The organism is Paraburkholderia aspalathi (assembly GCF_900116445.1).
Lineage (GTDB): Bacteria > Pseudomonadota > Gammaproteobacteria > Burkholderiales > Burkholderiaceae > Paraburkholderia > Paraburkholderia aspalathi.
Genome location: NZ_FPBH01000001.1, coordinates 37,587 through 60,834 on the forward strand (window position 1 = coordinate 37,587; position 23,248 = coordinate 60,834).

The following is a 23,248-nucleotide window of genomic DNA, read 5'->3' on the forward strand; positions in this document are numbered from 1 at the left end:
AAACCGAGCGCGGATGGTTCAACCGGCACGGTATCGGGCGCGTCTGGGGCGAATAGCATGGCACCCGCTGGTACTACTTCGCACAAGAAGATGCACAAGAAGTCCAGCGCTGCCACGCCGGCGTCGGCCACTAATCCTGGTTCGGGCGGCAGTTGATGACGACCTCCGCTCGCGTTCAACGCTCGTTCAACGCGCTTTCGTGTGGCACGCCACTTGCGCAACCCTCGGGCCATTCAAACGAAATATGGAGGTTCAAATGACTGAGTCGCATCAACTCACCGCCGCGGCGGCCGGGGCCCCGCCCGTTGCGTCCGAGCCGGCCAGTTCCACCGGGTCATCTCAACAGGACAACGACTCTACAGCGAAGTCCAGCGGCGGCAACGGAGACCGAGCAACCGGTGGCCGGACGCTGTCCGACGTGAAGGACAAGATTGCTGGTGCACAGGAGGTAGTCAAGAAGAAGTACCGTGTCGTCTCTGAATCAACCGACGATTACGTTCATGAGGCTCCGTGGAAAGCGGTCACGATGGCACTCATAGGCGGACTTATCATCGGCATGCTTGCTCGCCGCTAACGCGGATTCAGCTCTATAGGAGAAGAAATATGGACCCAGTCTCGCATGGAATTATTTTCTGGCTGATTATCGGAGGCATCGCTGGCGCTCTCGCGGGTCGTATCGTCGACGGCGGCGGCTTTGGCATTGTGGTTGATATCATCGTGGGAATTGTCGGAGCTTTCATAGGTGGTTGGCTTGGCGGGGCGATGGGTTTGCACCTGGGAAGCGGCATAATCGGCTCACTGATTACGGCGCTGATTGGCGCGGTCATCCTGCTCGCTGTCTTGCGACTTTTCAGCCGAGGCCGTGCGCGTCCACTCTAAAGACTTCAATTTTCTTATCCGCTGAGCGTGCCGCTACTGATGGCAAACAGTTCGGGCTTGAGACAGTCCGACAGTCAGTCGAGCGCTGACGTCGAGCGATGGAGATGCGGCGGACCGCATCTTCATCGCCGAATCAACCGAGGCGCGAGCAGACCTGGGAGCCTCCGGGGCTGCCTCTGTATGAACGACAGCATGCCAGAACATGACGAGCTACCTAACTGCGTTCGAAAGACAAGACGCGCTAGAACTTCTCTACCCAAGGTCGCAACTCAACCTCCCACGTCCACGCACTACGATGCTGGCGATGGATATGGAGGTATTCCTTGGCGATGGCGTCGGGGTCCAACCATTTGTCTTCATTGCTGGCAACGGCCGCCTCGGGACGGCTGCTCGCGATGCCACCGTCGATGACGAAATGCGCGACATGAATATTTTTTGGAGCGAGTTCTCGCGCCATACATTGGGCCATCCCTCGCAACGCGAATTTGCCCATCGCAAATGGCGTCGAACCCGGTAGCCCCTTCACACTCGCAGTAGCGCCAGTCAGAAGGATGGTGCCGCTGCCGCGCGCCAGCATTCGAACGGCTGCGGCCTGGGCTACAAGAAAGCCACCGACGGCGGTCACTTTCAACGCATCCTCAAGCTTCTCTGATTCGATGTCTTCGACTGCCGCGCGGTAGCGGCCACTCGCGTTGTACACAACGAGATCGGGCGCGCCGAATGCGTCCTCTACGCGGTCAAAAAGTGCGGTGACATCCTCCGGTTGACTGGCGTCGCAACGTACGGGCAGAGCGCCCGTCTCATCGACGAGCTCCGTCAGCTTGCTGGTATCACGGGCAGCGAGCGCAACCTGCATGCCCTCCGCCGCGAACAGTCGTGCGAGCGAAGCACTCAATCCTTTTCCTGCACCCACAATCAAAGCGGTCTCAGTTCGACTCACGGTTCCTCCAGATTCAACAGGGACTGGAATTGCTACGTACAAGTGAAGTTAACAATTCCAGCGCGTGTGTGACTGCATTTGTATCCGCACACCTTGGCCTTTTAGCGGGCTGGGTTGCGGGATGCGCGCTTCGTCATATTGTCGGCCGGCAACATGCCCGGCAACGCCTCCACAAAGAAATCCGCTTGCAATGCGGCCCCAGCCTGCACGTCGTACTGTGCAAAGTCGCGCACACCGGCGGCCAGCAGAACTTCGTCGTCGAGGAAAAAGTTTCCTGTGCACTCTTTGGCCGGGCGCGTCAGGATGTAATGGGCCGCGTCGGCGACGATCTCAGGCGTGCGACACGCTGCAATCATGTCCTTGCCACCGATTTCATTTTGCACAGCAGCTGTCGCTATCGCTGTTCGAGGCCATAGCGAATTGACGGCGACACCCCGGTCTCTGAACTCTCCGGCAAGCGCGAGTGTGAACAGGCTCATCGTGTATTTCGCAATGGTGTATGCCGGAAAATCGCTAAACCATTTTGCGTCCTGGACCAACGGAGGGGACAGCGTGAGGATGTGCGGGTTCGACGCATTGAGAAGGTGCGGCAGGCACGCTTGCGCGCATACGAACGTGCCTCTGCCATTGACCCCATGCATCAGGTCGTACCGTTTGACGGGTGTATCTAGCGTGCCTGTCAGTCGAATGGCGCTGGCATTGTTCACGAGGATATCGATGCCGCCGAACAGAGCAACGGCCTCGGCGACTGCCGCTTTCACGCGTTCTTCGTCGCGAATATCCACAACCAGCGGGAGCGCCTTGCCGCCGGCAGCTTCAACGGCTGCAGCCGCCGTGTGAATCGTGCCCTCGAGACGCGGGTCTGGCTCCGCGGTCTTGGCGCAAATCACGATGTTCGCGCCGTCGCGTGCGGCTCTGAGTGCAATCGCGAGTCCGATGCCGCGACTGCCACCGGACATGAATAGTGTCTTGCCAGCAAGGCTCATGGTCGTCTCCTGATGATTTACAGCAGCATACGCTTCCGCCGTTATTGGCGCGCAGGGGAGCGCTGCAGCTTACGCGTCGCAAACCTCCTTCAGCATAGGGATTCCCGCGAACCAGCGAAGCGCGGGAGCGGGCGGCATTGTCTGGCATTTTGCAATTGTGATTTCACGCTATCGGTCTAGAAAAAAGATAGGCCAGATCTAAACTCCTATCGAAACTGTAGCGAGGTGAAGAAATGATGAAGCTTATCGAAGGCGCGGTGTTCCTGGGTGCGCTGATGCTGTATCTGGTGCCGGCAATGATTGCAGACGCGAGAGACCGCGAAGACGCCTTTGCGGTGACCATGGTGAACATCCTGCTCGGATGGACCGTGATCGGTTGGTTCGCGGCGCTGATATGGGCGCGGCATCCGGTCAGCGATCGCCGTCTGAAGCAGTTCGCAAAGCGTGCACAACGCGCGGTTGCACGAGTCACTATTGATGCAATAGTTGCTCGCGCTGAAGGTCGTGCTGGGTCCATTCCCTTGTTCAACCCGCGTTTGGTGCCGGTCGTGGCGCGCATCGCAGCAAGCAGCCGTTACCAGCATAGAGGTTAGTCGGTGCCTTGGGCCGAGTGCGAATGGACGGTCCTGACACTCGAGAGACGGGCGCTGTATTGCGTCCTGTTTTCAGACTTGCTTGTTGATTGACCGGGGCGTCAACGCTCTAGTCAATCGAAGAATTTTTTGTGGAGATTGAAATGGATATGCCTGTTACCGAAGAGCAAGTTCGTACGCTCGCGTTTTATCTGTGGGAGAAAGAGGGAAGTCCCGAAGGGCGTTCCCAGGAATATTGGGCAAAGGCACGGCAGCAGCTAGGCGCAGATCGCACGTTGGCAGAATCGGATTAAGAGATTAGTTTGGTGTGACCAGAGTTCCTGAGCGGAGGTTCACTTGCTCGAAACGTCGGCGCTGTTCCACGTATTCAACCGGAAGGGAGGATAATTGGACGCGTCATCGAGCGCATCGTGAGACCGAGCGAAAGGAGCGACGACGTGCGAAATCAATCTACCGAGTGGTCAAGCAACGACGTCCCAGCTGGTGACCGCACAGATGCCTGGCAGTCGGTGCTCAGTACCAGCTACAGAGAGTGGCAAGTCCCTCACCGTCTGCCTGCTACCTTCTACGCCCACGTCAAACATCATGATTTCGCGGGAGCCGGGATTGTCGAGACGGTATGCGATCCCTGCAAGGGGCAACGCACGCGCGGGCAGGTTCGCCACGATGATGAACTGTATGTCGGAGTGCAACTCACGACGGGCGGGCGCGAACGGTTCAGGATTGGCGATTCAGGCGTGGAGGTCGCGTCCGGCGATGTAGTCGTCTGGACAACCGATCAGTCCATCGAGTTCGAAGTTCTCGAGCGCCTGCATAAGGTGACGCTGATGATTCCATGGTCGGTTATGCGAGAACGGCTACCGGAACGCAAACAGCCGCCGACAGGAGGCAAAATCGAAAGCCGCACAGGCGTCGGTTCGTTGCTAGCTGTGCACCTGCTCGCCCTTTCAAATGAAATCGCAACACTCGACGAAAGCGTTCAGGGTTCCGTCAGCAGGTCCACACTCGAACTGCTGGGTATTGCGCTAACCGGTCAGCAACCGTCCGCAACGTTCGACGCCAGCGCCGCAATGCTCAGACGTGTGCAGGACTTTATCCTGCAACATCTGCACGAAGACGACCTGAACCCGACCCGGATTGCCGAGGCAAATCACATTTCGCTGCGTTACCTGCACATGCTGTTTCAGCGCAGCGACATGACCGTTTCCGGATGGGTACTGGACAGACGACTGCACGCCTGCAAGCAGGCGTTGACGGACCCGGCCTACAACCGGCAACGCATCTCGGAGATAGCGTTCCGCTGGGGGTTCAATTCAACCAGCCATTTCTGCCGGGCGTTCAAGGAGAAGTACGGCGCCTCACCGGGTGATGTGCGCAGGACTACGGGTGTCGGTCCGTTGGACGAGTTGACATGACAAACGCGGACCGGAGCTAGCCTTTTCGCTGAGTCCACGTGCTTGTTGTTGCCTGCATGCGTGTACCTATACGTAATGCCCCGAACGCTCGAGAACTTCGATTTTGTAGCCATCGGGGTCCTGAATGAAGAAGAACCGGGCGAGCATCTCTTCGCCGCGCTTAAATTCCTTCACGGGCGTGGGATGGATGCCGAGTTGCGTCATGCGCTCATGCTCATTTTCAAGCTCTGGAACGGCTACAGCGATGTGCCCATAGCCGTCGCCATGCGTATATGCCGGCTCGCGGCCTTTGTTCCACGTCAGCTCAATCTCAAAGTCATTCTCTTCGTTGCGAAGATAGACCAGCGAGAAGTCGGGGAAATCAAGGCGATGACTTGTCGACAGCCCGAGCGCGTCCTTGTAGAACTGCAGCGAACGCTCAAGGTCGTGAACCCGCACCATGGCGTGAATGATTTTGGCCAATTTTTACTCCCTTGTTGCGTAATGCGCGACGCGAGTCAGGCCGAAAAAGACGTGAACGTCTGAACTGCAATTTTCCCTTCTCTAACGTAAAGAGTGTCCGTTGCGAGTGTGACCCACGGCTTTGCCTCCCAGGCGAGGTACGCCACGTTGCCGATTGTGCTCATGCTTGTAATCTTGAACGCCGGCCAGAACGCCGGGTCTGCACCGTCAACAAATGCCTTGAAAAAGCCCGAGATCTCATCGCGGCCACGGAAGGTCCTGTCCGGCGTAATGACGGCGGAGCTGTCGTCGTAATCCTTGAGAATCTCCTCAACGCCATGAGCGAATGCGCTGAGATGATGGTCCAGCACCTGTCTGGTTGCTGTTTCTGCCTGTTCAGAGAGATTTGACATGTCGAGTATCCACGAGAGGAGCAACGGGATGGTTCGGTAACGATGGCCGTTGCCGATACATGAAGTAGACAGCAGTGCCTTCAGCCCGCGTATGCACGCTGCGCCTCGTCCCAGGTCACCACCACGATCGGCGTGCCATCTTCCTTGATGAAGGATAGCGGCCCCAGGAACGTCATGTAGAACTCGCTGTCGACCGGGAACGCGGTTTTGTCATGACGCGCATTTGCGGACTCGTAACCGTACGCCGGCGCGACGACCGTGTCGCCGCCGTGCTCGCTACCACCGCGGACGTCCATGCGGCCCTTCGTCAGCAAATATTCGCCCGGCCCGACATGAAAATGCGCGTTGAAGGACGAGCCCGCGGGGCAATCAAAAATCGCGGTCCATGCGCCCATTTCGGGGGAGGCGTGAAGCATCTTCCAGCGGATTCCTCCTTGCGAGAGAGCGTCCGGGAAGGGCTTCCACGGAATCTCATCGATTTGAACCGCTTCTTCGCGAACCTTCGGTTTGATGTCCATCGTCGTCTCCAGATTTCGCCAAACCGAATTCGAGTTCGGCGTGGTTTGTGGGTGATTCAACGATATCGCAGGGGCGCGCCGGAAGATTGCACGGTAGTGCAAGTCGAGTTGCCTACCAGTGCACCGGAGGGCTCAGAACACGTCTTATCGGTTTAATTACAACGCGCTTCGCGCCCGCCTTCTCAACGACTGCAAAAGCAATTGCGTTCCTCGACGCAGGATTTTTCGTTGTGTGCAAAAATCGGCGCGCGACATAAGGTCCATACGGTTTACCGCCCATAACAAGGACAGTTGGCCGCATCTATAAAGGTGACGAGGAGTAGACAATTGATTCAGCGTATTTCCGCTTTTTTCACTCAGGTGGTGCATCGGGTGTTGCCCGATCCCCTGATTTTTGCCATTTTGCTCACCGGCGTCACCTTCGCACTCGCGCTTGGTTTGACGCCGAAAGCGCCCGCCGACCTCGTGATGCTGTGGGGCTCCGGATTCTGGAACCTGCTCGCATTTTCGATGCAGATGGCGATGATTCTAGTAACGGGACATGCGCTGGCTAGCTCGGCGCCCGTCAAGCGAGTGCTTGTCGCGCTAGCGAGCTCTGCTCGCACGCCAGGTCAAGGCGTGATGTTGGTGGCGTTTGTGGGCGCCGTCGCGTGCGCCATCAATTGGGGATTCGGTCTCGTTCTGGGCGCGATGCTTGCACGAGAGGTCGCCCGACGCGTCAAGGGAACCGACTATCGGCTGCTCGTGGCGAGTGCTTACATGGGTTTCCTGACCTGGCACGGTGGCTTGTCTGGCTCTGTGCCGCTCGTCGCTGCCACCAAGGGCAATCCGATGGAGAAGACCGTCGGTCTGATTCCGGTTTCGCACACCATTTTTACGGGCTACAACGCGTTCATCACCATCGGCCTCATTATTCTTTTGCCCATTCTGGCAAGACTCATGATGCCGAAACCTGAAGACGTGGTTACGGTAGACCCGGCTCTATTGCAGGATCCGCCGAGTGTGGAGCGCAAGCTTGCGCCCGACGCGACGTTCGCTGAGCGAATGGAAGAAAGCCGTGTACTGGCCATCCTCGTGGCAGCACTCTGCGCCGTCTTCCTCGTCATCCGGTTCATCAACAAAGGGTTCGCACTGGATATCGACACCGTCAACCTGGTGTTCCTCGCAGCGGGCATCGTTCTTCACAAGACCCCCATGGCGTACGCACGCGCGGTAGCGGCGGCAGCGAAGGGCGCGTCCGGCATCATGATTCAGTTTCCGTTTTATGCCGGTATCCAGGCGCTGATGGACCACTCGGGCCTGGCGGGCGTCATCACGAAGTGGTTTGTCGATATCGCCAACGTCCACACATTCCCGTTGCTCGCGTTCCTCAGCTCGGCGCTGATCAACTTTGCCGTGCCATCCGGTGGTGGTCATTGGGTCGTGCAGGGCCCATTTGTTATGCCGGCCGCGCAAGCGCTCGGCGCGGACCTCGGCAAATCCGCGATGGCGATTGCTTACGGTGAGGCCTGGACAAACATGGCGCAACCATTCTGGGCGCTTCCGGCGCTTGCCATTGCAGGCTTAGGCGTGCGCGACATCATGGGCTACTGCGTCACGGCGCTTCTGTTCTCGGGCGTTATTTTTGTGGCCGGCATGTACCTGTTCTAACTTCCAGGAAAGGGCGGTCCGTCTCGACGTGAGGGGGATCGCCACGCCGTACCTCTAACCGTGGCTGTCGACCCACGCGCGGGCCCAGTCAAGTCCGGCGTGCTGGGCTTGCTCTTCGGTATCGAAATAGCCAAGGACGCCGGATGCTTCAACGAGCTTGTTGTTTCGAGTAATCGTGCCGCTTGCTGCGTACCGTTCCGGCTGGAGAATGCCTTCCTGCTGCAGGATGGCGTGCCCCCACACGCTATAGCCGTGGTAGCTCTCCAATTCCATCAGCGCGTGACCTCAGCCGACATGCCACGAGAATCAACCCGAAGCACATTTCCCTCGGGCGTGAACTGGCGCGGAATTGCCGACATATCGGGTTCGTCTGTCGGCGCGGTTTTCTGCACGTGGCTTTGCTTCGCCAGCAGCCTGGGCGCGGATGTCGGCGAGCGCCGCGCATGCACGTTCATCGGGTGAGCAACGACGGGTCGATGAACCGCGAGCTTGCGTGCAGCGCCGACCCTATGGGGAGCGGTTGCACGGGCCTCAGGCGGATTCCAGACTTCCGTGTAGCCAGCCGCGTATACGGCCGGCGTGAGCGTCGCCATCAGTATGGCCAATCCAATACGTTTCACGCTTTCTCCTTGCCTGCTTTCCGTTGCAGCCACTCTTTGCAACTCACCCCTTGCCCGACGCAGCCACCATCGCAGCCGGGACAATAAAAGTGCCAGTTCGTTGCCGTGAAATTGCGCCGCGCAGTACTGTATAAATATACAGGTTTTTCGTGGCCCGTGTCCATCGTTACCGCTCTGTGGCAACTGCGCAAATTGGGTTACCTTCACACGTGCTGCGGGAGAAGGCTGAAAGGCCGGAATTGGCTCGCGACTTTGAGGTCAACCAATTGGGCTGCGCAATGGGTTCAGTCATGTCACGAACGACGATGGATAAACAACGAGATCACAGTTTTGGCCATCATCTGCGCCTGGCGCTGTTGATAGCGATCACAGCCGGCTCAGTACCCGCTTCAGCGGCGAGCTTCGACTGCAATCGCGCGCGTCTGCCGGACGAACAAGCGATATGCGCATCCCGGCAATTGAGCGAATTGGACGTCGAGATGTCAGTGCGCTACCAGATGCTGACGGGTCTTGTTGCCATGGGTACGCGCGGTGACATGGGGGACGAGCAACAGTCCTGGTTGAGCGCGAGGAAGAAATGCGGTGCGAACCAGGCTTGCCTGCTTGGGGCATATCGGTCGCGAATTCAGACGCTAAAGGACGAGTACGCCCGCCTGGCTAGCCGTGGGCCGTTCTAGAAGCAGCGTGCTGCGTTATACTCACTTCATGGAAACGAATCCGATCTCGCTGAAGCTGTATTGTTGGTGGCACGCCTGACCCAGGCGGCCCGTTTTCACACGTACATCTACAACGTGATGCCGCCAGTCCTGGCGGCATTTTGTTTTTGCGCGCATGACTGGTGGTGTCCCCAAATACTGAGTTCACCATGTCACAGGCGAAACAACCCGTTATCCTCACTGGCGACCGGACAACCGGTCCCTTGCACCTCGGCCACTACATCGGCTCGCTGCGCACCCGCGTGCAGCTTCAAAACGAAGCGCAGCAGTTTTTGCTGCTCGCCGATGCGCAGGCGATGACGGACAACGTCGGCCGTCACCAGAAGGTGACCGACAACGTTATCGAAGTCGCGCTGGACTATCTGGCTGTCGGTATCGACCCTGCCAAATCAACGATCTTTATCCAATCGCAGGTGCCGGAGCTCGCGGAATTGACGCAGTATCTGCTCAATCTCGTGACGGTTGCACGCCTCGAACGCAACCCGACCATCAAGGCGGAAATCGTACTCCGCGGGTTCGAGCGGGATATCCCCGCCGGTTTCCTGACGTATCCGGTCAGTCAGGCCGCCGACATCACTGCGTTCAAGGCGACGCGCGTGCCTGTCGGTGACGACCAGTTGCCGATGATCGAACAAACCAACGAACTGGTGCGCCGTTTCAACAGCACCGTCGACAGGCAGGTGCTGGTCGAATGCGAAGCGGTGCTCTCGCACGTCGCGCGGCTGCCGGGCCTCGATGGAAAGACCAAGATGAGCAAGTCACTGGGTAACGCTATTACGCTCGGCGCGAGCCCGGACGAAATCACCAAGGCCGTGAACAACATGTACACCGACCCTAACCACCTGCGCGTCAGCGACCCAGGCCAGGTTGAAGGCAACGTTGTGTTCGCGTTTCTGGATGCGTTCGAGCCGGACGTACCGATGGTCGACGAACTCAAAGCACACTATCGCCGTGGTGGTCTGGGGGACAGTGTGGTCAAGCGCGCACTCAATGATCGGCTGCAGGCGATGCTTGCACCGATTCGGGAACGCCGCCAGGAGTTGGCGACCGACCGCGCGGAAGTGCTTAACGTTCTGCGTCGCGGAACCATGCGCGCTCGGGAAGTGGCGGATGCGACGGTATCAGAGGTGAAAGCTGCGCTTGGTTTGAATTACTTTCAGAACTCACGGTAGAAAATCAGCAAGCCGCGCGGCTGTAAACCCGGCGTAGGCCGGGCGTCGCGCGGTCGTACTTGCCCAGTCGTAGTTTTGGCGGGGCGGTGTGATGTATTGTCACATTCAGTTGATATACAAGACGGGCAATCCTCGAAGGAGATTGATTTGACCGTTCGAAAATCAACGTTGTACGTCGAGAATGCAACAAAGCATCCGTTTGAGAGCTGCTTCGTCGACCTTGGCGGGCACTCCGCAGAGCGGGCCCTCACTGTGCTCACTGCCGCAGTCCATGCGGCTCAACGTGAAATGAATGCTTTTGACTGGATTGCAGACGCGCTTCCCGGCGCGACGCTCAAACCGGCCCTAGCATTCGGCACAGTTGGCGAACTGTATCGGTCATACACGAGACCAGCCGAGCTGGGACGCCTGAAAGGGGTGTTGCGCTCCTAACCAGAGCATTCCAATTTGTCCCGCATTCAAACATAGACGTCTATAGTGGAGTCATCGTCCCGCCGGGGCGAGCTTACTTTTCTGGACCGATGCAATTGATGGGGGACGGCAAGATGCCTGCTGATTCTGGTTTGGCTTACGACCCGCAGGGACAAACGCCCGGGTCGTTGCTGACGCTGGTCGGATATCTCGAACTCTCGCTGGATGAGGGCGAGTGCGTCGTCATGATGCGGCAAGGTACAGACGTTTTTGCGGTCTACATCGGCGACCCGGCGGACGAGGACAACCCGTTGACCGGTCACGGAACGATCGCAGCAGGCGTGGCCAATGAGATTCTCGAACTGACTCACGCCGGCCTGAACCGGATAACGGTCGGCGACCAGACGTACCGGTTCGTTCGAAGCTTCACTCATATCGCAGACGTTGGAGCCGTGATATTTGCGCCAGCGTAGGCTTGTGAGCATCTCATCCTGCCTTTGCGGCATCGCGAGCCGGTTCTGCCAACGCGTCCGCTTTCGTCTCCAGAAACCCGGTCCCGAACCACTCCACTGTCCTTTGGAGGCGGGTGGCATACGAACGCATCGCTCGCGGCATGGTCTCACCTGTCAACGGTGAATGTTCCACCGCAAACCAATCTGAATCAGGCCCCGATGCGTTCGACTTTCACTAAATGGCTCTTCATCGTCTACGTTCTCGGTAGCGGGACACTTTATTCAATGGCCATACTGCTCCTGTTCCCCTTCGTCGGCAGGGGTGGACGATACTGGTTGGCAAAACAATGGTGTCGTGCACTGGTGGCGGTGATGCGCTGGCTGCCGGGCGTTTCATGTTCGATAGAAGGGCTTGAACATCTTCCTGAAGGGCCGGCGATACTGCTGTGCCGTCACGAATCGACCTGGGAGACGCTCGCATTTCTTGCGCTCTTTCCACGGCGCATCAGTTTTGTTTTCAAGGAAGAGCTTCTTCGTATTCCTTTTTTTGGCTGGGTGCTGCGTGGCCTTGACATGGTCAGCCTGAACCGCGGCTCCGCTCGGCAGGCTCATCAGGCGGTGACGCAGGAAAGTGCTGAGAGGCTGACGAAGGGGGATGTCATCGTCATTTTCCCGGAGGGGACCCGGGTGCCACACGATGCCCCGTTGAGAATGACATCGGGCGGCGTGCGATTGGCTTGCGCGACTGGTGTGCCTGCTGTTCCGGTGGTGCTCAACGCGGGCAAAGTCTGGCCGGCGAAAGGCTGGCCCAGCGGCCGTGGACAAATTCGTGTGGTGGTCGGCCCGGCATTCTCTCCTCGGGACCTGTCACAGCAGGAACTGGGGCGAGCCGTCCACGAGTGGATGAAAGACGAATTGCTGCGGCTTTGATACCGCTCCAGTCCGACTGCAGGCTCGGTTTGTCGTGCTTCTTTAGTTATCTTTGGCCGCGTCCACGGAGCCCATCCGAAACACCGAGATCCCCTCCATAGGGTCCAGTGTTTCGCGCCAGGGTGCTCGCTCCAGCAAGCGGATCGTGTCTTCATAGCCCACGGCCCAGCGTCGCTCGATGCCACTCGACGAAAAATCGATATCCCTGTTCAAATCGTCGTTGTCGAATGCCGGCGCGTCGAGTTCCAATACTTGCATCGTCGTGCCGCAGCCCCAGCCGAGGAGCGCCTGAACCTCCGGCGTATCGCGTTTCTCTTCAGGCACATGCTGACTGAGTTCGCGAATCACATGCCGCAGCCGGTGAATCTGCTTCTGTCGATCGAGATGGCTTTCCGCGCGACTCGAATACTGAATATCGCGCTGCCTACTCATGACCTGCAGAATGGATTCGGGCTCCGGACCACTTGACGGCCACAACTGCACCGAAAAAATCACCGAGCTGCAGCGTGGCCGATCGTCGAGCACGGCTTCAAGCGGCGTGTTCGAGTAGATGCCGCCGTCCCAGTACGATTCGCCTTCCAGTCGCACCGAAGGGAAGCCAGGTGGAAAAGCGGCGGATGCCATCACGTGCTCGACGTCCACCGGTGCATCGCGATTAGTGAAGTACCGCATACGTCCGCTGCAGACATTGACCGTGCCGACCGTCAGCCGCGTCGCCTTGCGATTCAGGTAGTCGAAGTCGATCAGCGAAGACAGGGTTTCACGCAGTGGCTCGGTCGAATAGAACGCAGCCCGCTCCGGCCCAACGCGCGCCTGAATATTCGCCCATGAGCCGGGTTGCGGGGTGAAGAACGACGGCACGCCTTGCGTGACGATCGCGAGATCACGTGACCAGTTGGCGAGCCCTGGCAACAGCCAGCTTGCCGCATCGACGCCACGGCGCGCCACGCCGTTCCAGAACTGGGTTAATCGCTCAATACGGTTCTCGGGCAGATTGCCCGCGATGATCGCGCCGTTTATCGCACCGATCGACGTGCCGATCACCCAGTCGGGTTTGACCTTGCGGTCATGCATCGCCTGATAGACACCGGCCTGGTACGCGCCGAGGGCGCCGCCTCCCTGAAAGACAAGAACAACCTGTCCGGGAATATCCGGTGCGGCCTCCGACTGGCCTGCCGCGTTAGCGTTGCGTTTGCCGTGCGTCTTGTTGCCCATTGCAGGTCTCCCGGACCAATGCCGCGGTGCGGGTGATTTTGCCACGGGTGGGGTGGGCCTGGCGCTGCGGTTTTCCCTTGCTACCGTAGTGGGGAGCTTGCGGGGTTTCAGGACTCTGCTGCCTGAAAGGCATCCAGCTTTATTGTCTGGGCGTGACGGACTGGACCCGATTGCGTCCTGCACGTTTCGCGTCGTAGAGCGCCGCGTCCGCCGCCTGAACGAGTGCGTTGGGTGTGTTCAGCGTGCTCAGTGTGCTCTGCTCGTTCGTCGCGCACCCGGCACTGATGGTGACCTGACCGCCAGGTATTGGCGCTGTCAGGCCCAACTGCATGATGGCGAGCCGGGCCTGCTCGGCAATGACCGATGCTTCTTCCGATCCCGTGTTGGGTAACACCACGGCGAACTCTTCGCCGCCGTAACGGGCGACGAAATCGCTCGAGCGGCGTGCTGTCCCTGCTAGCGCTTTCGCAATTGCGCTGAGGCAAACGTCGCCGCGAAGATGACCAAAGGCGTCGTTGTAATCCTTGAAATTGTCGACATCGATCATGACGAGCGAGAGCGGCTGACCGTTGCGCGCGGCACGTTCGAATTCCCTGCGAAACTGGTCGTCAAAGTAGCTACGGTTATAAACGCGCGTCAGGGCGTCGCGTGTGGACGTATGCAGAAGCGAAGCGTGCGCCTCGGACAATTCGCGGTAGAGCACGGTCACTTCCCAGACCAGCACGCATACCAGCACGCCGGGCGCCAGCATGCTGAAAACCCGCGCGACGTACCAGCCAAGCGTGAACTGAACCATGCTCAACAGATTCAGACTGGCGTCCGCAAGGGAGGCGAGCAGGGCAATGGCGATCCACAGATCGAGCACGGTCCGCAGGCGCCCTTTGAACAGGACCACGGCGATCGCGAGCGCATCGAGCGCGCAGATGACAAGTCCGGTGCGGCCGCCTAAAAGCGCGTTCGTCTCGGAAGCCGTATGAAAAGGCGCGGACAGGTTCGCATGAATGGCGAATACGCCAAGCGCTGCGGCAAGCGCAGTGGGAACGCCGATTAACGCCCAGGTCCAGACATCGATGCGAGGCAGCCGGATCGGCTTGCTCGGGAGGCGGTCGCGGATGAGCGCGGCCAGAATGACGAGCAGCGGAAATCCTGCATGCCAGAAAACCCACATCCACGCCGCACTCTGAGGGCCTGCACCGAACAGGCCGGTGCGCGTGAAAACGCCTGGGAACATCAGCAGTTGCAAAGCGACGGTAATCGCCGTGAACGCATACGCGCCGCCCAGCGCGCCGAGCATGGGTTGTTGCGTCACGCTGAAGCGGGCGCCAAGAAGAAACGCGGCGATTCCCGACGTGGTGAACACCGTGAGCGCACACATCGGCATGAAAGGCGTGATTGCCGGCAACGGCTGGTGCGCACGCTGACCGGCAATCGCGAATATGAGCAGAACGAGCAACGCACATGTACCTGCAAGAACGGCCTGTTTGCGTGTCGCGGGCCCTATAAGCAAGCTGTCCATTCTGACCTGGTCGGTTGGTGTTCTGGTCGTCTCAGTGCATTCGTGTCGCCAAAGGCACAACGCATATGCCGTGCCCGACAATACATCGCGGAGTTTTTTATGGACCGCGTTGATGCTTTGCCGGCAACGCGCGATGGAGCGCCGCAGCCGGTCGGAACCTATTGTCCTACAGATCGGCCCCGATAATCGAGTTGTCAGCGTTCGCGATAGTGCTCGGCCATATGGTCGACGAAAGCTCGCACCTTGGGCGCTACGTGCCGTGTTTGCGGGTAAAGGGCGTAATAGTGTCGCGTGCCGAGGGAGTAACCGGGCAGGAGGTGGACGAGGTGGCCGCGAGCCAGATCGGTCTGAACGGTGTGCCGAGTGAACGCGGCGATGCCCGCACCTGCCAGGGCGGCGGAGTAAAGCGCGGTGATCGCGTCGAATGTGAGGCGGCCGTTCAGTTCGACGTGGGCCGCGAAGTAGCGCTCGCCCGCAGCGGTGAGCGCAAATCGCCGCCTGTTACGGTTGATCAACTGGACACCGAGCGTGGCTTCGAGTTGCTTCAGTTGGCGCGATATGGTCGAGTGAGAAGTGCCGAGCCGTTCGGCGGCAGCAGAAAAACCTTTGGCATCCACGATGCTGCGGAAGACCCGCATGGCGAGCAGTTGATCCATGACTGGAAAGGAACGAAGTCTAGGGGCCGCAGGGTGTCGCTACAACGCCGTGTGCATCACAAGTTCTGTGCATGATGTGCACAGTGTCGACGGTATCAGCGCACTCTACCGAAGCCCCAGCGCCAACTCCACAAACTGCATCGCCCGCGCGTTGGCGTCACCACGACGATGAGCGATGTACAGCGTCGTGATGGTGTCCGTCTCGTCCAGCGCTCTGAACACCACCCCCGGCACTGCGATGGTCTGCAGTGTCGAGGGCACGAGCGCAATACCGAGCCCGGTAGCGGTCAGCCCGATCAGGGTGGATGCCTGCTGGGCCTCCTGCACGACCTGAGGTTCGAAGCCACGCTTCGCACACAACGCGATAATCTTTTCGTGGACCGCGACCCCCGCTTGCCGCGGATAGGCGATGAACGGCTCATCGCGCAGATCCTTCACCTTGATCGACGCGGCTTTGGCGAGCCGATGCCGCGCATGCATGGCGAGCACGAGCGGCTCTTCCATCAACGGCGTGAACACCAGATCGGTAGGGGGCACGCTTTCGGGCATCCGCAACAAACCGACGTCGATTTCGCGCTGCTCGATCGCCTCGATCTGCCGCGACGACGACAACTCCAGCAGCGTGATATTGACCTTCGGACGCTGCGTCCGGTACGCATGAATCAGCTTGGGAAAAAACGGCGATAGCGTCGAAGCATTGGTAAAGCCGACTCGCAAACGCCCGACGTCGCCGCTCACGGTCTCCCAGACGCTTTCCTTCGCGTGTTCGATCCGCGCGAGGATCGCCCGGGCGTCGTCCAACAAGGCCAACCCCGCCTCGGTCAGCGCGACCGAGCGGCGCGTGCGGTGGAAGAGCCGCGCGCCCAGTTCCGTCTCCAGCGACTGGATCGCGAGGCTCAGCGGCGCCTGCGTAATGCCCAGCCGCTCGGCGCTGCGGCGGAAATGCAGCTCCTGCGCCAGCACCACGAAAAATTCCAGATGACGGATATTCATTGATTTGCTCTGTAAATCAATAACCTTGATTTGGAGAATAAATCAAAACTGTTTCCCGGGCGATACTGTTTTCCACTTACTCAAACGACGGAGACAGCATGAACGGTGCGGAACTGGTCGAACGCCTGCGAGCGCGACACAAGATCATTGCGCTGGGAATTCGCGCTTCGCGCACAACGGATGCGGTGCGCTGGGCCAAAGCGGCCGGCTACGACACGATCTGGGTCGATATGGAACACAGCTCGTTGCCGGTCGATACCGTGTCGCAACTGTGCTCATGCGCGGTCGACCTCGGCCTGATGCCGTGGGTGCGCGTGCCGGAACGCGACTACGGCACGATCAACCGCGTGCTGGACGGCGGCGCGCTCGGCATCATCGTGCCGCGTGTGGAAACCGCCGAGCAGGCGCGCGACGCGGTGATCGCCACGCGCTTTCCGCCGCTCGGCCAGCGCTCGCAACTGGCGACGCTGCCCTACGTCAACTTCGAAAAACTTCCCGCTCGCGAACTCAACCGCCGTCTCAATGACGCGACCGTGCTCAAGGTGCTGATCGAAAGCCGCGCCGGCGTCGAAGCGGCCGATGCGATCGCGGCGATCGAAGGCGTCGACGTGCTCGCGCTCGGTTGCAACGATCTCTCCGCCGATCTGGGCCATACCGGTGAATCGGCGCATCCAGAGGTCGTAGCTGCATGCCGCAAGGTGATCGCGGCGGCGCAGCGTCACGGCAAGGTGGTGATCGTGGGCGGCATGCCCGAGTGCGAGGCGCTCAATGAATTGCGCCGCGAGGGCGCCGCACCGTTTGTCTTTGCCGGCATCGACAGCGATGTTTATCTGGCGGCGCTGCGTGAACGCGTCGAACAGGCACGTCAACTTTAATTCGAACTTCCACTTTCAGATCATGGCAGAAACCCCGCTGATTTCCACGCCGATGCGTGACTATGAAACCCTGTCGCGCCCCTCGTTCACGATGCCGCCGCTTGCCTGCGACGCGCACATGCACGTGTTCGGTTCCGAAGACAAATATCCGAAGGTCGAGCATCCGCATTACACGCTGCCGGACGGTAAGCTCTCGCACTATCTGCAGATGATGAGCGTGCTGCACCTGAAGCGTTTCGTGATCGTGCAGCCGAGTTTTTACGGTACCGACAACCGGTGCCTGATCGATGCGCTGCACGTGGCGGGTTCGATTGCGCGCGGTGTCGTGATGATCGAGGAGAACACGGACGCGGCCACGCTGGATAGCTTCCGTCAGTCCGGCGTTCGCGCGGTGCGTCTTGATCTGTTTGCGCGTTCCGGCCTGCCGACCGTCGAGATCCAGCAGTACATCACGCGCATGGCGCGCCTGTGCGCGAGCCTCGGCTGGCACGTGCAGTTCTATGCGCCGGGCTGGGTTGTGCGCAATCTGATTCCGTTTCTTGCCGATGTGCAGACGGATTTCGTCATCGATCACATGGGCTACATGCTCGAAGAAGACGGCCTCACGCAGGCGGATTTCGACCGTCTCCTCAGCTTGCTGAAGGACGGCAACTGCTGGCTTAAACTCAGTGCGCCGTATCGGATCGCCAAACATCGCGGCTATGAAGCCGTGGCGCCGATGGCCGAGGCGATCATCAAGGCGGCGCCGCAAAAAGTGATCTGGGGTTCGGACTGGCCGCACATTCCCGATTCGACGCGCGACACCGGCGAATTGCTGAATCTGCTCGGCGCATGGACCGACGATCCGGTGGTGCACAAGATGATTCTGTCCGACAATCCCGCACGCTTGTTCGACTACTGAGGCAATCCACACCCACTATGTCCTACCAACCCAACGCAGCGTTTGCCGGTCTCTTTCGCGCGTTCACGTCGGACCCGCAGAGCATTGGCATCCATCTGACGCAGCAGATGGCGCAGCTGCAGGCGGACGATCCAATGCTGGTGTCGACCGGCAGCGATATCGTGCTGTTTCCCGGCGCGGGGCGTGCGCCGTCGATCGAGAGTTTTCGTAAATCGACGCGTGGCTTCATCGAGTTGACGGCGGTATCGCATTTGCCGCTGGCGCTGGCTTATCTTGCGCGAATGCGTGAACTGTCGCCGCACGACAATGCGTGGCAACGCGACGCGTCGAACCTGCGTAGTCATGCCGAGGCAACGCGCGCGGCGAACTCGCTCGCGTTGTGGCGCGATCAAGTCGCGGTCGCCAGCTTTGCGGGCCACGAGCAGAAGATCGCCGATCTCGTCGACTACACCTGCGGCGTGACGATCGATCTGCTCGATCGGATCGAGAAAGATCACTCGCTGCTGAGCTTCGAACGTCTGAACGAAGAGTACTTCGCCGCGCCGTCCACGAGTGCGTTGCCGGTGCCGATGAACGACGTGATGTTCGCGACTTTCGGGCTGGCGTTTCTCGACATCGTCTACCGCATCGGCAACTGGTTTCGCGCACAAGCAATCGACTGGAACCGTCTGATGTTCCTCGTCAGCGGACAGTCGGGCCGGCCGACCGCCGGTGTGAGCTGGGCGTCGAACAACATCTGCTATCTGGTGTGGTGCGCGTCGGATCGCGTGCTGTTGCCGGAGCGTGTGCTCATCGCACCGCATGCGCCGTCGTTCTCGGTCGCCGAATTGCCGGACGCCGCGGGCATGGCGGAATTGGAGCGCACCTATCGGGCGTTGTGGCTGAACACCCGTTCGAGTATCGATGTCGCGCGCTTGCTGTTTCCCGGGCAGCGGCCGTTTCACTTCGATCCGGTGCCGGCCGGCGGCATGCCGCCCATCACCTCGATCGACGACCGCGATGCGACCACGGCGCGCCTGCGCCGCATCATGGAAGATCCGACGCAATTGTTGTCGAACTGTGTCGCCGACTACATCGTCGATCAGTTGTACAGCAATGGCAATCAGCCGCAAAGGGTTGCGATTCCTGGCTTTACGAATGTGACTTTCCCGAGCGCCCTGCAGTCGTAACGACGGACGCCGGACTCATACCCGCGCGTAAGGGCAGCCGCGCGGGCCATAACAAAATGCCCTTGATGAAGGAGACAGGCTTCATGAATTCACTTGCACAAGAGCCGTCGGCGGGTCCGCCGCTCAGCAACGTGCTGCGCATCACGCTGGTGTGCTTCGCGGTGTCGATGATCGACGGCTTCGACACGCTGATGCTGTCGTTCGTCGCGCCCTTGCTGGCGAAGTCGCTGCAGATCGATCACGCCACACTCGGCCGCGTGTTCGGCGCCGGTTTCATCGGCACGGTGCTCGGCTCGCTGATCATCGGCCCGCTCGCAGACCGTTTCGGCCGACGGCCGATGTTGCTGCTGGCGCTCGCCGTAACCGGCATTTTCACGCTGGGCTGTGCCTTTGCCACATCGGCAACGATGCTGGCCGCGCTCCGGTTTATCGGCGGGCTCGGCATGGGCGGCGCCATTCCGCCGGTGGCGGCGATCACGGCCGAGAGCGGTTCGCCGCAACGCCGCTCTTCGCTGGTGATTCTGATGTTCATCGGCTTTCCGCTCGGCGCGGTGGTGGGCGGCGCGATCACCGCGGCGTTGATGGTGCGCTTCGGCTGGCCCTTCGTGTTCCTGATGGGCGGCACGTTCGCCTTGCTCGCCATGATTCCGGTGCTGCTCGTGATTCCGGCGCAAACCGTGAGCCGCGCAGAACGGGTGGCCGCGCGATTGCATGCGGCGCGCGGTCTGAGCGTGATCGGCGGCGTGTTTGCCGGTGGCCGGCTGCCGGCAACGTTGGCGCTGTGGTTCGGCGTGTTGTCGAGCATGATCCTGTCGGGCTTCCTGGTCAGCTTCATGCCGACCATTCTCAACATGAACGGCGTCGAACCGGGCCGCGCGGCGCTCGGTTCGGTCGTGCTCAATTTCGGCGCGATCGGCGGCGCGCTGGTGATTTCCACTCTGGTCGGCAAGCGCGGGCCGTTCGTGCCGGTGGCGATTTCCTTTCTGGGTGGCGCTGTGTTGACGGTGGCGTTAGGCCAGATCATCGGTGCGGGCAATGTCGCGCTTGCGATGCTGTTTGCCGTCGGCGGGTTTCTGGTCGGCGGGCAATTGACGTTTCCGGCGATTGCCAGCTATCTCTTTCCCGCTAACGTGCGGGCGGCCGGTGTCGGCTGGACGCTGGCAATCGGACGCATCGGTTCGATCGTCGGGCCTGTGGTGGGCGGCATTCTGCTGTCGCAGCATCTGTCGTTCGAAGCACTTTTCATGCTGGCGGCGATCCTCGCCGTAGGCGCGGCGTTCGGCATTATTCTCGCCAATGTGCTGCGGCCGCGTGAAACAGAGAGTGGCGCGGTCACGCCGACTGCGTCGTTTGCGATCACGGGTTCGGAGTTGGGAGAGGCGGGTCATGGCAAGAACTGAATTAGGCGCGGGTCTGCTCACCAGGTTGCAGGAGCTGCCGACCAGCGGCGCGCGCGCAGTCGAAGTCTTTACGACGGACGAGGGCACCTTTCTCGGCGTCCCGCAACTCGCGCGCGATGTGCCGGGTGAGGCGCCTTACATGAACGGTGGCGACAGCGACATCGAAGCACCGATCTACCGCTGGCAGGACGGCCGTTTCGTCGAGCATGAAGCGCTGCCCTTGCCCGGCGGCGAAGACATCGAGTACTTCGAAATCGACGGCCGGCGCTTTCTCGCGGTGGCGGGCATTCGAACCGGCAAGGGGCCATACGATCTCGATACCGATGCGGTGCTGTATGAACGGATCGCCGGCGCATGGGTGCCATTGCAAAGCTTTCCGGTATTCGGGGCGAAGCAGTGGACGGCTTTCTCGTTCGACTCGCGTCATTTCCTCGGCTTGTCGCAAGGCGTGGTGGTCGACGGTGTCGTGCCGAAACATCCTCGCGAGTCGTGCCTGTTCGAGTGGAATGGCGAGCGCTTCGTGCCGTTCCAGACTTTCAATGGAAAGTGGGGCTACAACTTCGCTTTCGTGTCATTCGGTGGCGAGCACTATCTCGCGTATGCGGACCACGTTAGCGGGTCGTCGGTGAATCGCTGGAATGGCGAGAAGTTTGTCCCGCTGCAAACGTTCGAGGAAAACGGTGGCCGCGCGTTCCGCTTTTTCGAAGCCGACGGCGCGCTCTGGATGCTGCACGCGAACCTGCTCAAACACACCACGCTGTATCGATTCGACGGCGCGCGATTCGTCGAGACGCAGGTGCTGGGCGGCCCAGGCGGGCGCGAACTGTGTCTGATCGACGGCAAGGAGGGGCGCTATCTGGTGCGCGTGTGCTTTATCACCGGCACGCCGAAAGCACCGGTTGTCGTGCCGCAATCGGAGATTTTCCGCTGGCGCGATGGGTGCTTCGAACTGGTGGGCGATTTCGCGACATCCGCTGCGACCGACGCCGCCAGCTTCGTCGATGACGGTCAGCGCTATCTGGTGGTCAGCAACAGCCTGAGTGAAGCGATCCGCTTTCGCACTGATTCGACGTTATACCGGTTCAACGGTTAGCGCCTAAACGACATCCCCAGCGCCCGGCCGTCCGCCGGGCATTCCCGACAGGGAACAGATATCCCTTCTGCGAGGGAGGGCACCGTTTTGCCTTTTAAAAATAAAACCACTGGAGACGAGCAATGAAAAAGTTTGCCTTGAGCTTAAGCGCATCCGCTGTACTGGCATTGAGCATGAGCAGCCAGATTGCGCACGCACAAAGCAGCGTGACGCTGTACGGCATTATCGATGCGGGCATTACCTACTTCAGCAACGTGAACGGTCATTCGAACTTCGTCGCCAACGACGGCTCGATCCAGTCGAATCGCTGGGGCCTGCGCGGTGTGGAAGATATCGGCGGCGGCACGCGCGTCGTCTTCGTGCTGGAGAACGGCTTCAATCTGTACTCGGGCACGATGGTGCAATCGGGCGTGCTGTTTAGCCGGCAGGCGTGGTTGGGTATCGAGAATTCAACGTACGGCCGCTTCACGCTCGGCAAGCAATACGACTTCTTCTGGGACAACCTCACGCAGTTTGCGATGGGGCAGGTCGCCGGTCAGTACTCGTGGCATCCGGGCGACTTCGATCACCTTGCGGGCACGCTGCATATCAATAACGCGATCAAGTACACGTCGCCGAACTACCTGGGATTGCAGGCAGGCGCGCTGTATGCATTTCCTTCGCAATCCGTATCAGCGGGAACGGGACGTGTGATTGCATTTGGGCTGCGTTATTCGAACGGTCCGTTGAACCTCGGCGCCGCGTACACCGATACGCATGATCTCGGGCTGAATGGGCCGAGCCAGGCCGGCACAACGTTCTTCCCCAATCTGCCTGCCACGCCTGTGCTGGCAAGCAGCGTCAGCAGCTTCGGTGTGGGCGGCAGCTATCGCTTTGGCAGGAGCCTGACGCGCTTGCTGTTCACCGATACGCACTTCCGCATCGGCCACGACAACGGCTCGATGCCGACCTATGAAGTGAACGAGGTGTTTCAACTCACCCCCGCCACGACGCTGATGGGCGGCTACTGGTACAGCAAGCTCGGCTCGCAGAAGTGGCAGAACGGCACGCTCCTGCTCGATTACGCGCTGTCGAAGCGCACCGATGTCTATACGAGTGCGACTTATCTGCGCGCATCGGGCGGCGCGGCACCGGTGTTCCTCGGCGGCGGTGCGGCGCCGGTGTTTGCCAATGGCGTGTATGTCGGCACAGGTCAGTCGTCGACCGCGGTGCGGGTGGGGCTGCGCACGCTGTTCTAGGCCTGACGTGTCAGCAGTGAAGGCGCTGCGTATTGCCGCCAGCTCATTTCAAACCG

General features: G+C 60.0%; 28 protein-coding genes. 17 read left to right on the forward strand and 11 right to left on the reverse strand.

Features of this window, described 5'->3' with window-relative positions; all coding sequences use genetic code 11:
* The first annotated feature begins 256 nt into the window (after positions 1 to 256).
* Positions 257 to 574, forward strand: a complete 318-nt coding sequence (locus BM438_RS00155) for an ElaB/YgaM/YqjD family protein (RefSeq protein WP_093632312.1) — start codon at positions 257 to 259, stop codon at positions 572 to 574.
* Between the two features lie 29 nt (positions 575 to 603).
* On the forward strand, positions 604 to 879 hold the full coding sequence (locus tag BM438_RS00160; RefSeq protein WP_054039962.1) for a GlsB/YeaQ/YmgE family stress response membrane protein: 276 nt from the start codon (positions 604 to 606) through the stop codon (positions 877 to 879).
* A 241-nt stretch (positions 880 to 1,120) separates the two neighbouring features.
* On the opposite strand, the gene BM438_RS00165 is transcribed toward BM438_RS00160, so the two are convergent.
* Together BM438_RS00165 and BM438_RS00170 are read right to left on the reverse strand one after the other, a co-directional pair.
* Positions 1,121 to 1,819 carry an SDR family NAD(P)-dependent oxidoreductase gene (locus BM438_RS00165; RefSeq protein ID WP_093632314.1) on the reverse strand — a complete coding sequence of 233 codons (699 nt, stop codon included), beginning with the start codon at positions 1,817 to 1,819 and terminating at the stop codon, positions 1,121 to 1,123.
* Positions 1,820 to 1,920: 101 nt separating this feature from the next.
* Complete coding sequence (locus BM438_RS00170) at positions 1,921 to 2,805, reverse strand: SDR family oxidoreductase (RefSeq protein WP_093632316.1); 885 nt, start codon at positions 2,803 to 2,805, stop codon at positions 1,921 to 1,923.
* Between the two features lie 233 nt (positions 2,806 to 3,038).
* On the opposite strand from BM438_RS00170, the gene BM438_RS00175 reads away from it, so the two are divergent.
* From BM438_RS00175 to BM438_RS00185, 3 genes are all read left to right on the forward strand, one after another.
* The gene (locus tag BM438_RS00175) at positions 3,039 to 3,398 is read left to right on the forward strand and encodes a superinfection immunity protein (protein WP_093632318.1); all 360 of its coding nucleotides are present in this window, start codon (positions 3,039 to 3,041) and stop codon (positions 3,396 to 3,398) included.
* A 143-nt stretch (positions 3,399 to 3,541) separates the two neighbouring features.
* Positions 3,542 to 3,691: a DUF2934 domain-containing protein gene (locus tag BM438_RS00180; RefSeq protein WP_093632320.1), complete on the forward strand. Its 150-nt coding sequence runs from the start codon at positions 3,542 to 3,544 to the stop codon at positions 3,689 to 3,691.
* Between the two features lie 117 nt (positions 3,692 to 3,808).
* Positions 3,809 to 4,813 (forward strand): helix-turn-helix domain-containing protein, encoded by a 1,005-nt coding sequence (locus BM438_RS00185; RefSeq protein ID WP_244179203.1) that lies wholly within the window; start codon positions 3,809 to 3,811, stop codon positions 4,811 to 4,813.
* Between the two features lie 66 nt (positions 4,814 to 4,879).
* Here the strand turns inward: BM438_RS00185 and BM438_RS00190 are convergent, their stop codons facing one another.
* The 3 genes from BM438_RS00190 to BM438_RS00200 form a co-directional block, all read right to left on the reverse strand.
* Positions 4,880 to 5,275: a VOC family protein gene (locus tag BM438_RS00190; protein ID WP_093632324.1), complete on the reverse strand. Its 396-nt coding sequence runs from the start codon at positions 5,273 to 5,275 to the stop codon at positions 4,880 to 4,882.
* 35 nt (positions 5,276 to 5,310) lie between these two features.
* A complete protein-coding gene (locus BM438_RS00195) occupies positions 5,311 to 5,667 on the reverse strand; it encodes a nuclear transport factor 2 family protein (protein WP_093632745.1) in 357 nt (118 codons plus the stop codon).
* 80 nt (positions 5,668 to 5,747) lie between these two features.
* Positions 5,748 to 6,185, reverse strand: coding sequence for a cupin domain-containing protein (locus BM438_RS00200; RefSeq protein ID WP_093632326.1), 438 nt, complete (start codon positions 6,183 to 6,185; stop codon positions 5,748 to 5,750).
* Between the two features lie 327 nt (positions 6,186 to 6,512).
* Here BM438_RS00200 and BM438_RS00205 point away from each other — a divergent pair, with 327 nt between their 5' ends.
* Positions 6,513 to 7,835, forward strand: coding sequence for a TIGR00366 family protein (locus BM438_RS00205; RefSeq protein ID WP_093632328.1), 1,323 nt, complete (start codon positions 6,513 to 6,515; stop codon positions 7,833 to 7,835).
* Between the two features lie 54 nt (positions 7,836 to 7,889).
* Here the strand turns inward: BM438_RS00205 and BM438_RS00210 are convergent, their stop codons facing one another.
* Both BM438_RS00210 and BM438_RS00215 read right to left on the reverse strand, forming a co-directional pair.
* On the reverse strand, positions 7,890 to 8,108 hold the full coding sequence (locus BM438_RS00210) for a hypothetical protein (RefSeq protein WP_093632330.1): 219 nt from the start codon (positions 8,106 to 8,108) through the stop codon (positions 7,890 to 7,892).
* Positions 8,108 to 8,455 (reverse strand): hypothetical protein, encoded by a 348-nt coding sequence (locus tag BM438_RS00215; RefSeq protein WP_167378270.1) that lies wholly within the window; start codon positions 8,453 to 8,455, stop codon positions 8,108 to 8,110. The genes BM438_RS00210 and BM438_RS00215 overlap by 1 nt, the downstream gene beginning before the upstream one ends.
* Positions 8,456 to 8,760: 305 nt before the next feature.
* Here BM438_RS00215 and BM438_RS00220 point away from each other — a divergent pair, with 305 nt between their 5' ends.
* The 5 genes from BM438_RS00220 to BM438_RS00240 all read left to right on the forward strand — a co-directional run bounded on the left by BM438_RS00220 (position 8,761) and on the right by BM438_RS00240 (position 12,136).
* Complete coding sequence (locus BM438_RS00220) at positions 8,761 to 9,132, forward strand: lysozyme inhibitor LprI family protein (protein ID WP_093632332.1); 372 nt, start codon at positions 8,761 to 8,763, stop codon at positions 9,130 to 9,132.
* Between the two features lie 188 nt (positions 9,133 to 9,320).
* Positions 9,321 to 10,343: a tryptophan--tRNA ligase gene (trpS, locus tag BM438_RS00225; protein WP_093632334.1), complete on the forward strand. Its 1,023-nt coding sequence runs from the start codon at positions 9,321 to 9,323 to the stop codon at positions 10,341 to 10,343.
* A 147-nt stretch (positions 10,344 to 10,490) separates the two neighbouring features.
* Positions 10,491 to 10,775 carry a hypothetical protein gene (locus BM438_RS00230; RefSeq protein WP_093632336.1) on the forward strand — a complete coding sequence of 95 codons (285 nt, stop codon included), beginning with the start codon at positions 10,491 to 10,493 and terminating at the stop codon, positions 10,773 to 10,775.
* 113 nt (positions 10,776 to 10,888) lie between these two features.
* Positions 10,889 to 11,227: a hypothetical protein gene (locus BM438_RS00235; protein WP_093632747.1), complete on the forward strand. Its 339-nt coding sequence runs from the start codon at positions 10,889 to 10,891 to the stop codon at positions 11,225 to 11,227.
* Between the two features lie 198 nt (positions 11,228 to 11,425).
* Positions 11,426 to 12,136, forward strand: a complete 711-nt coding sequence (locus tag BM438_RS00240; RefSeq protein WP_093632338.1) for a lysophospholipid acyltransferase family protein — start codon at positions 11,426 to 11,428, stop codon at positions 12,134 to 12,136.
* 42 nt (positions 12,137 to 12,178) lie between these two features.
* Here BM438_RS00240 and BM438_RS00245 read toward each other — a convergent pair whose 3' ends face one another.
* The 4 genes from BM438_RS00245 to BM438_RS00260 all read right to left on the reverse strand — a co-directional run bounded on the left by BM438_RS00245 (position 12,179) and on the right by BM438_RS00260 (position 16,516).
* Positions 12,179 to 13,351 (reverse strand): patatin-like phospholipase family protein, encoded by a 1,173-nt coding sequence (locus BM438_RS00245; protein ID WP_093632340.1) that lies wholly within the window; start codon positions 13,349 to 13,351, stop codon positions 12,179 to 12,181.
* Between the two features lie 139 nt (positions 13,352 to 13,490).
* Positions 13,491 to 14,867, reverse strand: coding sequence for a sensor domain-containing diguanylate cyclase (locus tag BM438_RS00250; protein ID WP_093632342.1), 1,377 nt, complete (start codon positions 14,865 to 14,867; stop codon positions 13,491 to 13,493).
* 194 nt (positions 14,868 to 15,061) lie between these two features.
* A complete protein-coding gene (locus tag BM438_RS00255) occupies positions 15,062 to 15,523 on the reverse strand; it encodes a LysR family transcriptional regulator (protein ID WP_093632344.1) in 462 nt (153 codons plus the stop codon).
* Positions 15,524 to 15,628: 105 nt separating this feature from the next.
* Positions 15,629 to 16,516, reverse strand: a complete 888-nt coding sequence (locus BM438_RS00260; protein WP_093632346.1) for a LysR family transcriptional regulator — start codon at positions 16,514 to 16,516, stop codon at positions 15,629 to 15,631.
* Between the two features lie 98 nt (positions 16,517 to 16,614).
* Between BM438_RS00260 and BM438_RS00265 the strand changes: the two genes are divergently transcribed.
* The 6 genes from BM438_RS00265 (at position 16,615) to BM438_RS00290 (ending at position 23,192) form a co-directional block, all read left to right on the forward strand.
* Positions 16,615 to 17,391 (forward strand): HpcH/HpaI aldolase family protein, encoded by a 777-nt coding sequence (locus BM438_RS00265; RefSeq protein WP_093632348.1) that lies wholly within the window; start codon positions 16,615 to 16,617, stop codon positions 17,389 to 17,391.
* Between the two features lie 22 nt (positions 17,392 to 17,413).
* Positions 17,414 to 18,292 carry an amidohydrolase family protein gene (locus BM438_RS00270; protein ID WP_093632748.1) on the forward strand — a complete coding sequence of 293 codons (879 nt, stop codon included), beginning with the start codon at positions 17,414 to 17,416 and terminating at the stop codon, positions 18,290 to 18,292.
* 17 nt (positions 18,293 to 18,309) lie between these two features.
* Positions 18,310 to 19,461, forward strand: coding sequence for a DUF5624 domain-containing protein (locus tag BM438_RS00275; RefSeq protein ID WP_093632350.1), 1,152 nt, complete (start codon positions 18,310 to 18,312; stop codon positions 19,459 to 19,461).
* A gap of 83 nt (positions 19,462 to 19,544) precedes the next feature.
* Positions 19,545 to 20,861, forward strand: a complete 1,317-nt coding sequence (locus BM438_RS00280; protein WP_167378271.1) for an MFS transporter — start codon at positions 19,545 to 19,547, stop codon at positions 20,859 to 20,861.
* Positions 20,848 to 21,954, forward strand: a complete 1,107-nt coding sequence (locus BM438_RS00285; RefSeq protein WP_167378272.1) for a hypothetical protein — start codon at positions 20,848 to 20,850, stop codon at positions 21,952 to 21,954. The genes BM438_RS00280 and BM438_RS00285 overlap by 14 nt, the downstream gene beginning before the upstream one ends.
* 122 nt (positions 21,955 to 22,076) lie before the next feature.
* Positions 22,077 to 23,192: a porin gene (locus BM438_RS00290; RefSeq protein ID WP_093632356.1), complete on the forward strand. Its 1,116-nt coding sequence runs from the start codon at positions 22,077 to 22,079 to the stop codon at positions 23,190 to 23,192.
* Positions 23,193 to 23,248: the final 56 nt, after the last annotated feature.

What these genes read in the sequence shown, in the direction of transcription:
- BM438_RS00155 (WP_093632312.1), top strand. Translation starts at nt 257, where the DNA reads ATGACTGAGTCGCATCAACTCACCGCCGCGGCGGCCGGGGCCCCGCCC.
- BM438_RS00160 (WP_054039962.1), top strand. Translation starts at nt 604, where the DNA reads ATGGACCCAGTCTCGCATGGAATTATTTTCTGGCTGATTATCGGAGGC.
- BM438_RS00170 (WP_093632316.1), bottom strand. Translation starts at nt 2,805, where the DNA reads ATGAGCCTTGCTGGCAAGACACTATTCATGTCCGGTGGCAGTCGCGGC.
- BM438_RS00175 (WP_093632318.1), top strand. Translation starts at nt 3,039, where the DNA reads ATGATGAAGCTTATCGAAGGCGCGGTGTTCCTGGGTGCGCTGATGCTG.
- BM438_RS00180 (WP_093632320.1), top strand. Translation starts at nt 3,542, where the DNA reads ATGGATATGCCTGTTACCGAAGAGCAAGTTCGTACGCTCGCGTTTTAT.
- BM438_RS00195 (WP_093632745.1), bottom strand. Translation starts at nt 5,667, where the DNA reads ATGTCAAATCTCTCTGAACAGGCAGAAACAGCAACCAGACAGGTGCTG.
- BM438_RS00200 (WP_093632326.1), bottom strand. Translation starts at nt 6,185, where the DNA reads ATGGACATCAAACCGAAGGTTCGCGAAGAAGCGGTTCAAATCGATGAG.
- BM438_RS00210 (WP_093632330.1), bottom strand. Translation starts at nt 8,108, where the DNA reads ATGGAATTGGAGAGCTACCACGGCTATAGCGTGTGGGGGCACGCCATC.
- BM438_RS00220 (WP_093632332.1), top strand. Translation starts at nt 8,761, where the DNA reads ATGGATAAACAACGAGATCACAGTTTTGGCCATCATCTGCGCCTGGCG.
- trpS (WP_093632334.1), top strand. Translation starts at nt 9,321, where the DNA reads ATGTCACAGGCGAAACAACCCGTTATCCTCACTGGCGACCGGACAACC.
- BM438_RS00235 (WP_093632747.1), top strand. Translation starts at nt 10,889, where the DNA reads ATGCCTGCTGATTCTGGTTTGGCTTACGACCCGCAGGGACAAACGCCC.
- BM438_RS00240 (WP_093632338.1), top strand. Translation starts at nt 11,426, where the DNA reads ATGCGTTCGACTTTCACTAAATGGCTCTTCATCGTCTACGTTCTCGGT.
- BM438_RS00245 (WP_093632340.1), bottom strand. Translation starts at nt 13,351, where the DNA reads ATGGGCAACAAGACGCACGGCAAACGCAACGCTAACGCGGCAGGCCAG.
- BM438_RS00250 (WP_093632342.1), bottom strand. Translation starts at nt 14,867, where the DNA reads ATGGACAGCTTGCTTATAGGGCCCGCGACACGCAAACAGGCCGTTCTT.
- BM438_RS00255 (WP_093632344.1), bottom strand. Translation starts at nt 15,523, where the DNA reads ATGGATCAACTGCTCGCCATGCGGGTCTTCCGCAGCATCGTGGATGCC.
- BM438_RS00260 (WP_093632346.1), bottom strand. Translation starts at nt 16,516, where the DNA reads ATGAATATCCGTCATCTGGAATTTTTCGTGGTGCTGGCGCAGGAGCTG.
- BM438_RS00265 (WP_093632348.1), top strand. Translation starts at nt 16,615, where the DNA reads ATGAACGGTGCGGAACTGGTCGAACGCCTGCGAGCGCGACACAAGATC.
- BM438_RS00270 (WP_093632748.1), top strand. Translation starts at nt 17,414, where the DNA reads ATGGCAGAAACCCCGCTGATTTCCACGCCGATGCGTGACTATGAAACC.
- BM438_RS00275 (WP_093632350.1), top strand. Translation starts at nt 18,310, where the DNA reads ATGTCCTACCAACCCAACGCAGCGTTTGCCGGTCTCTTTCGCGCGTTC.
- BM438_RS00280 (WP_167378271.1), top strand. Translation starts at nt 19,545, where the DNA reads ATGAATTCACTTGCACAAGAGCCGTCGGCGGGTCCGCCGCTCAGCAAC.
- BM438_RS00285 (WP_167378272.1), top strand. Translation starts at nt 20,848, where the DNA reads ATGGCAAGAACTGAATTAGGCGCGGGTCTGCTCACCAGGTTGCAGGAG.
- BM438_RS00290 (WP_093632356.1), top strand. Translation starts at nt 22,077, where the DNA reads ATGAAAAAGTTTGCCTTGAGCTTAAGCGCATCCGCTGTACTGGCATTG.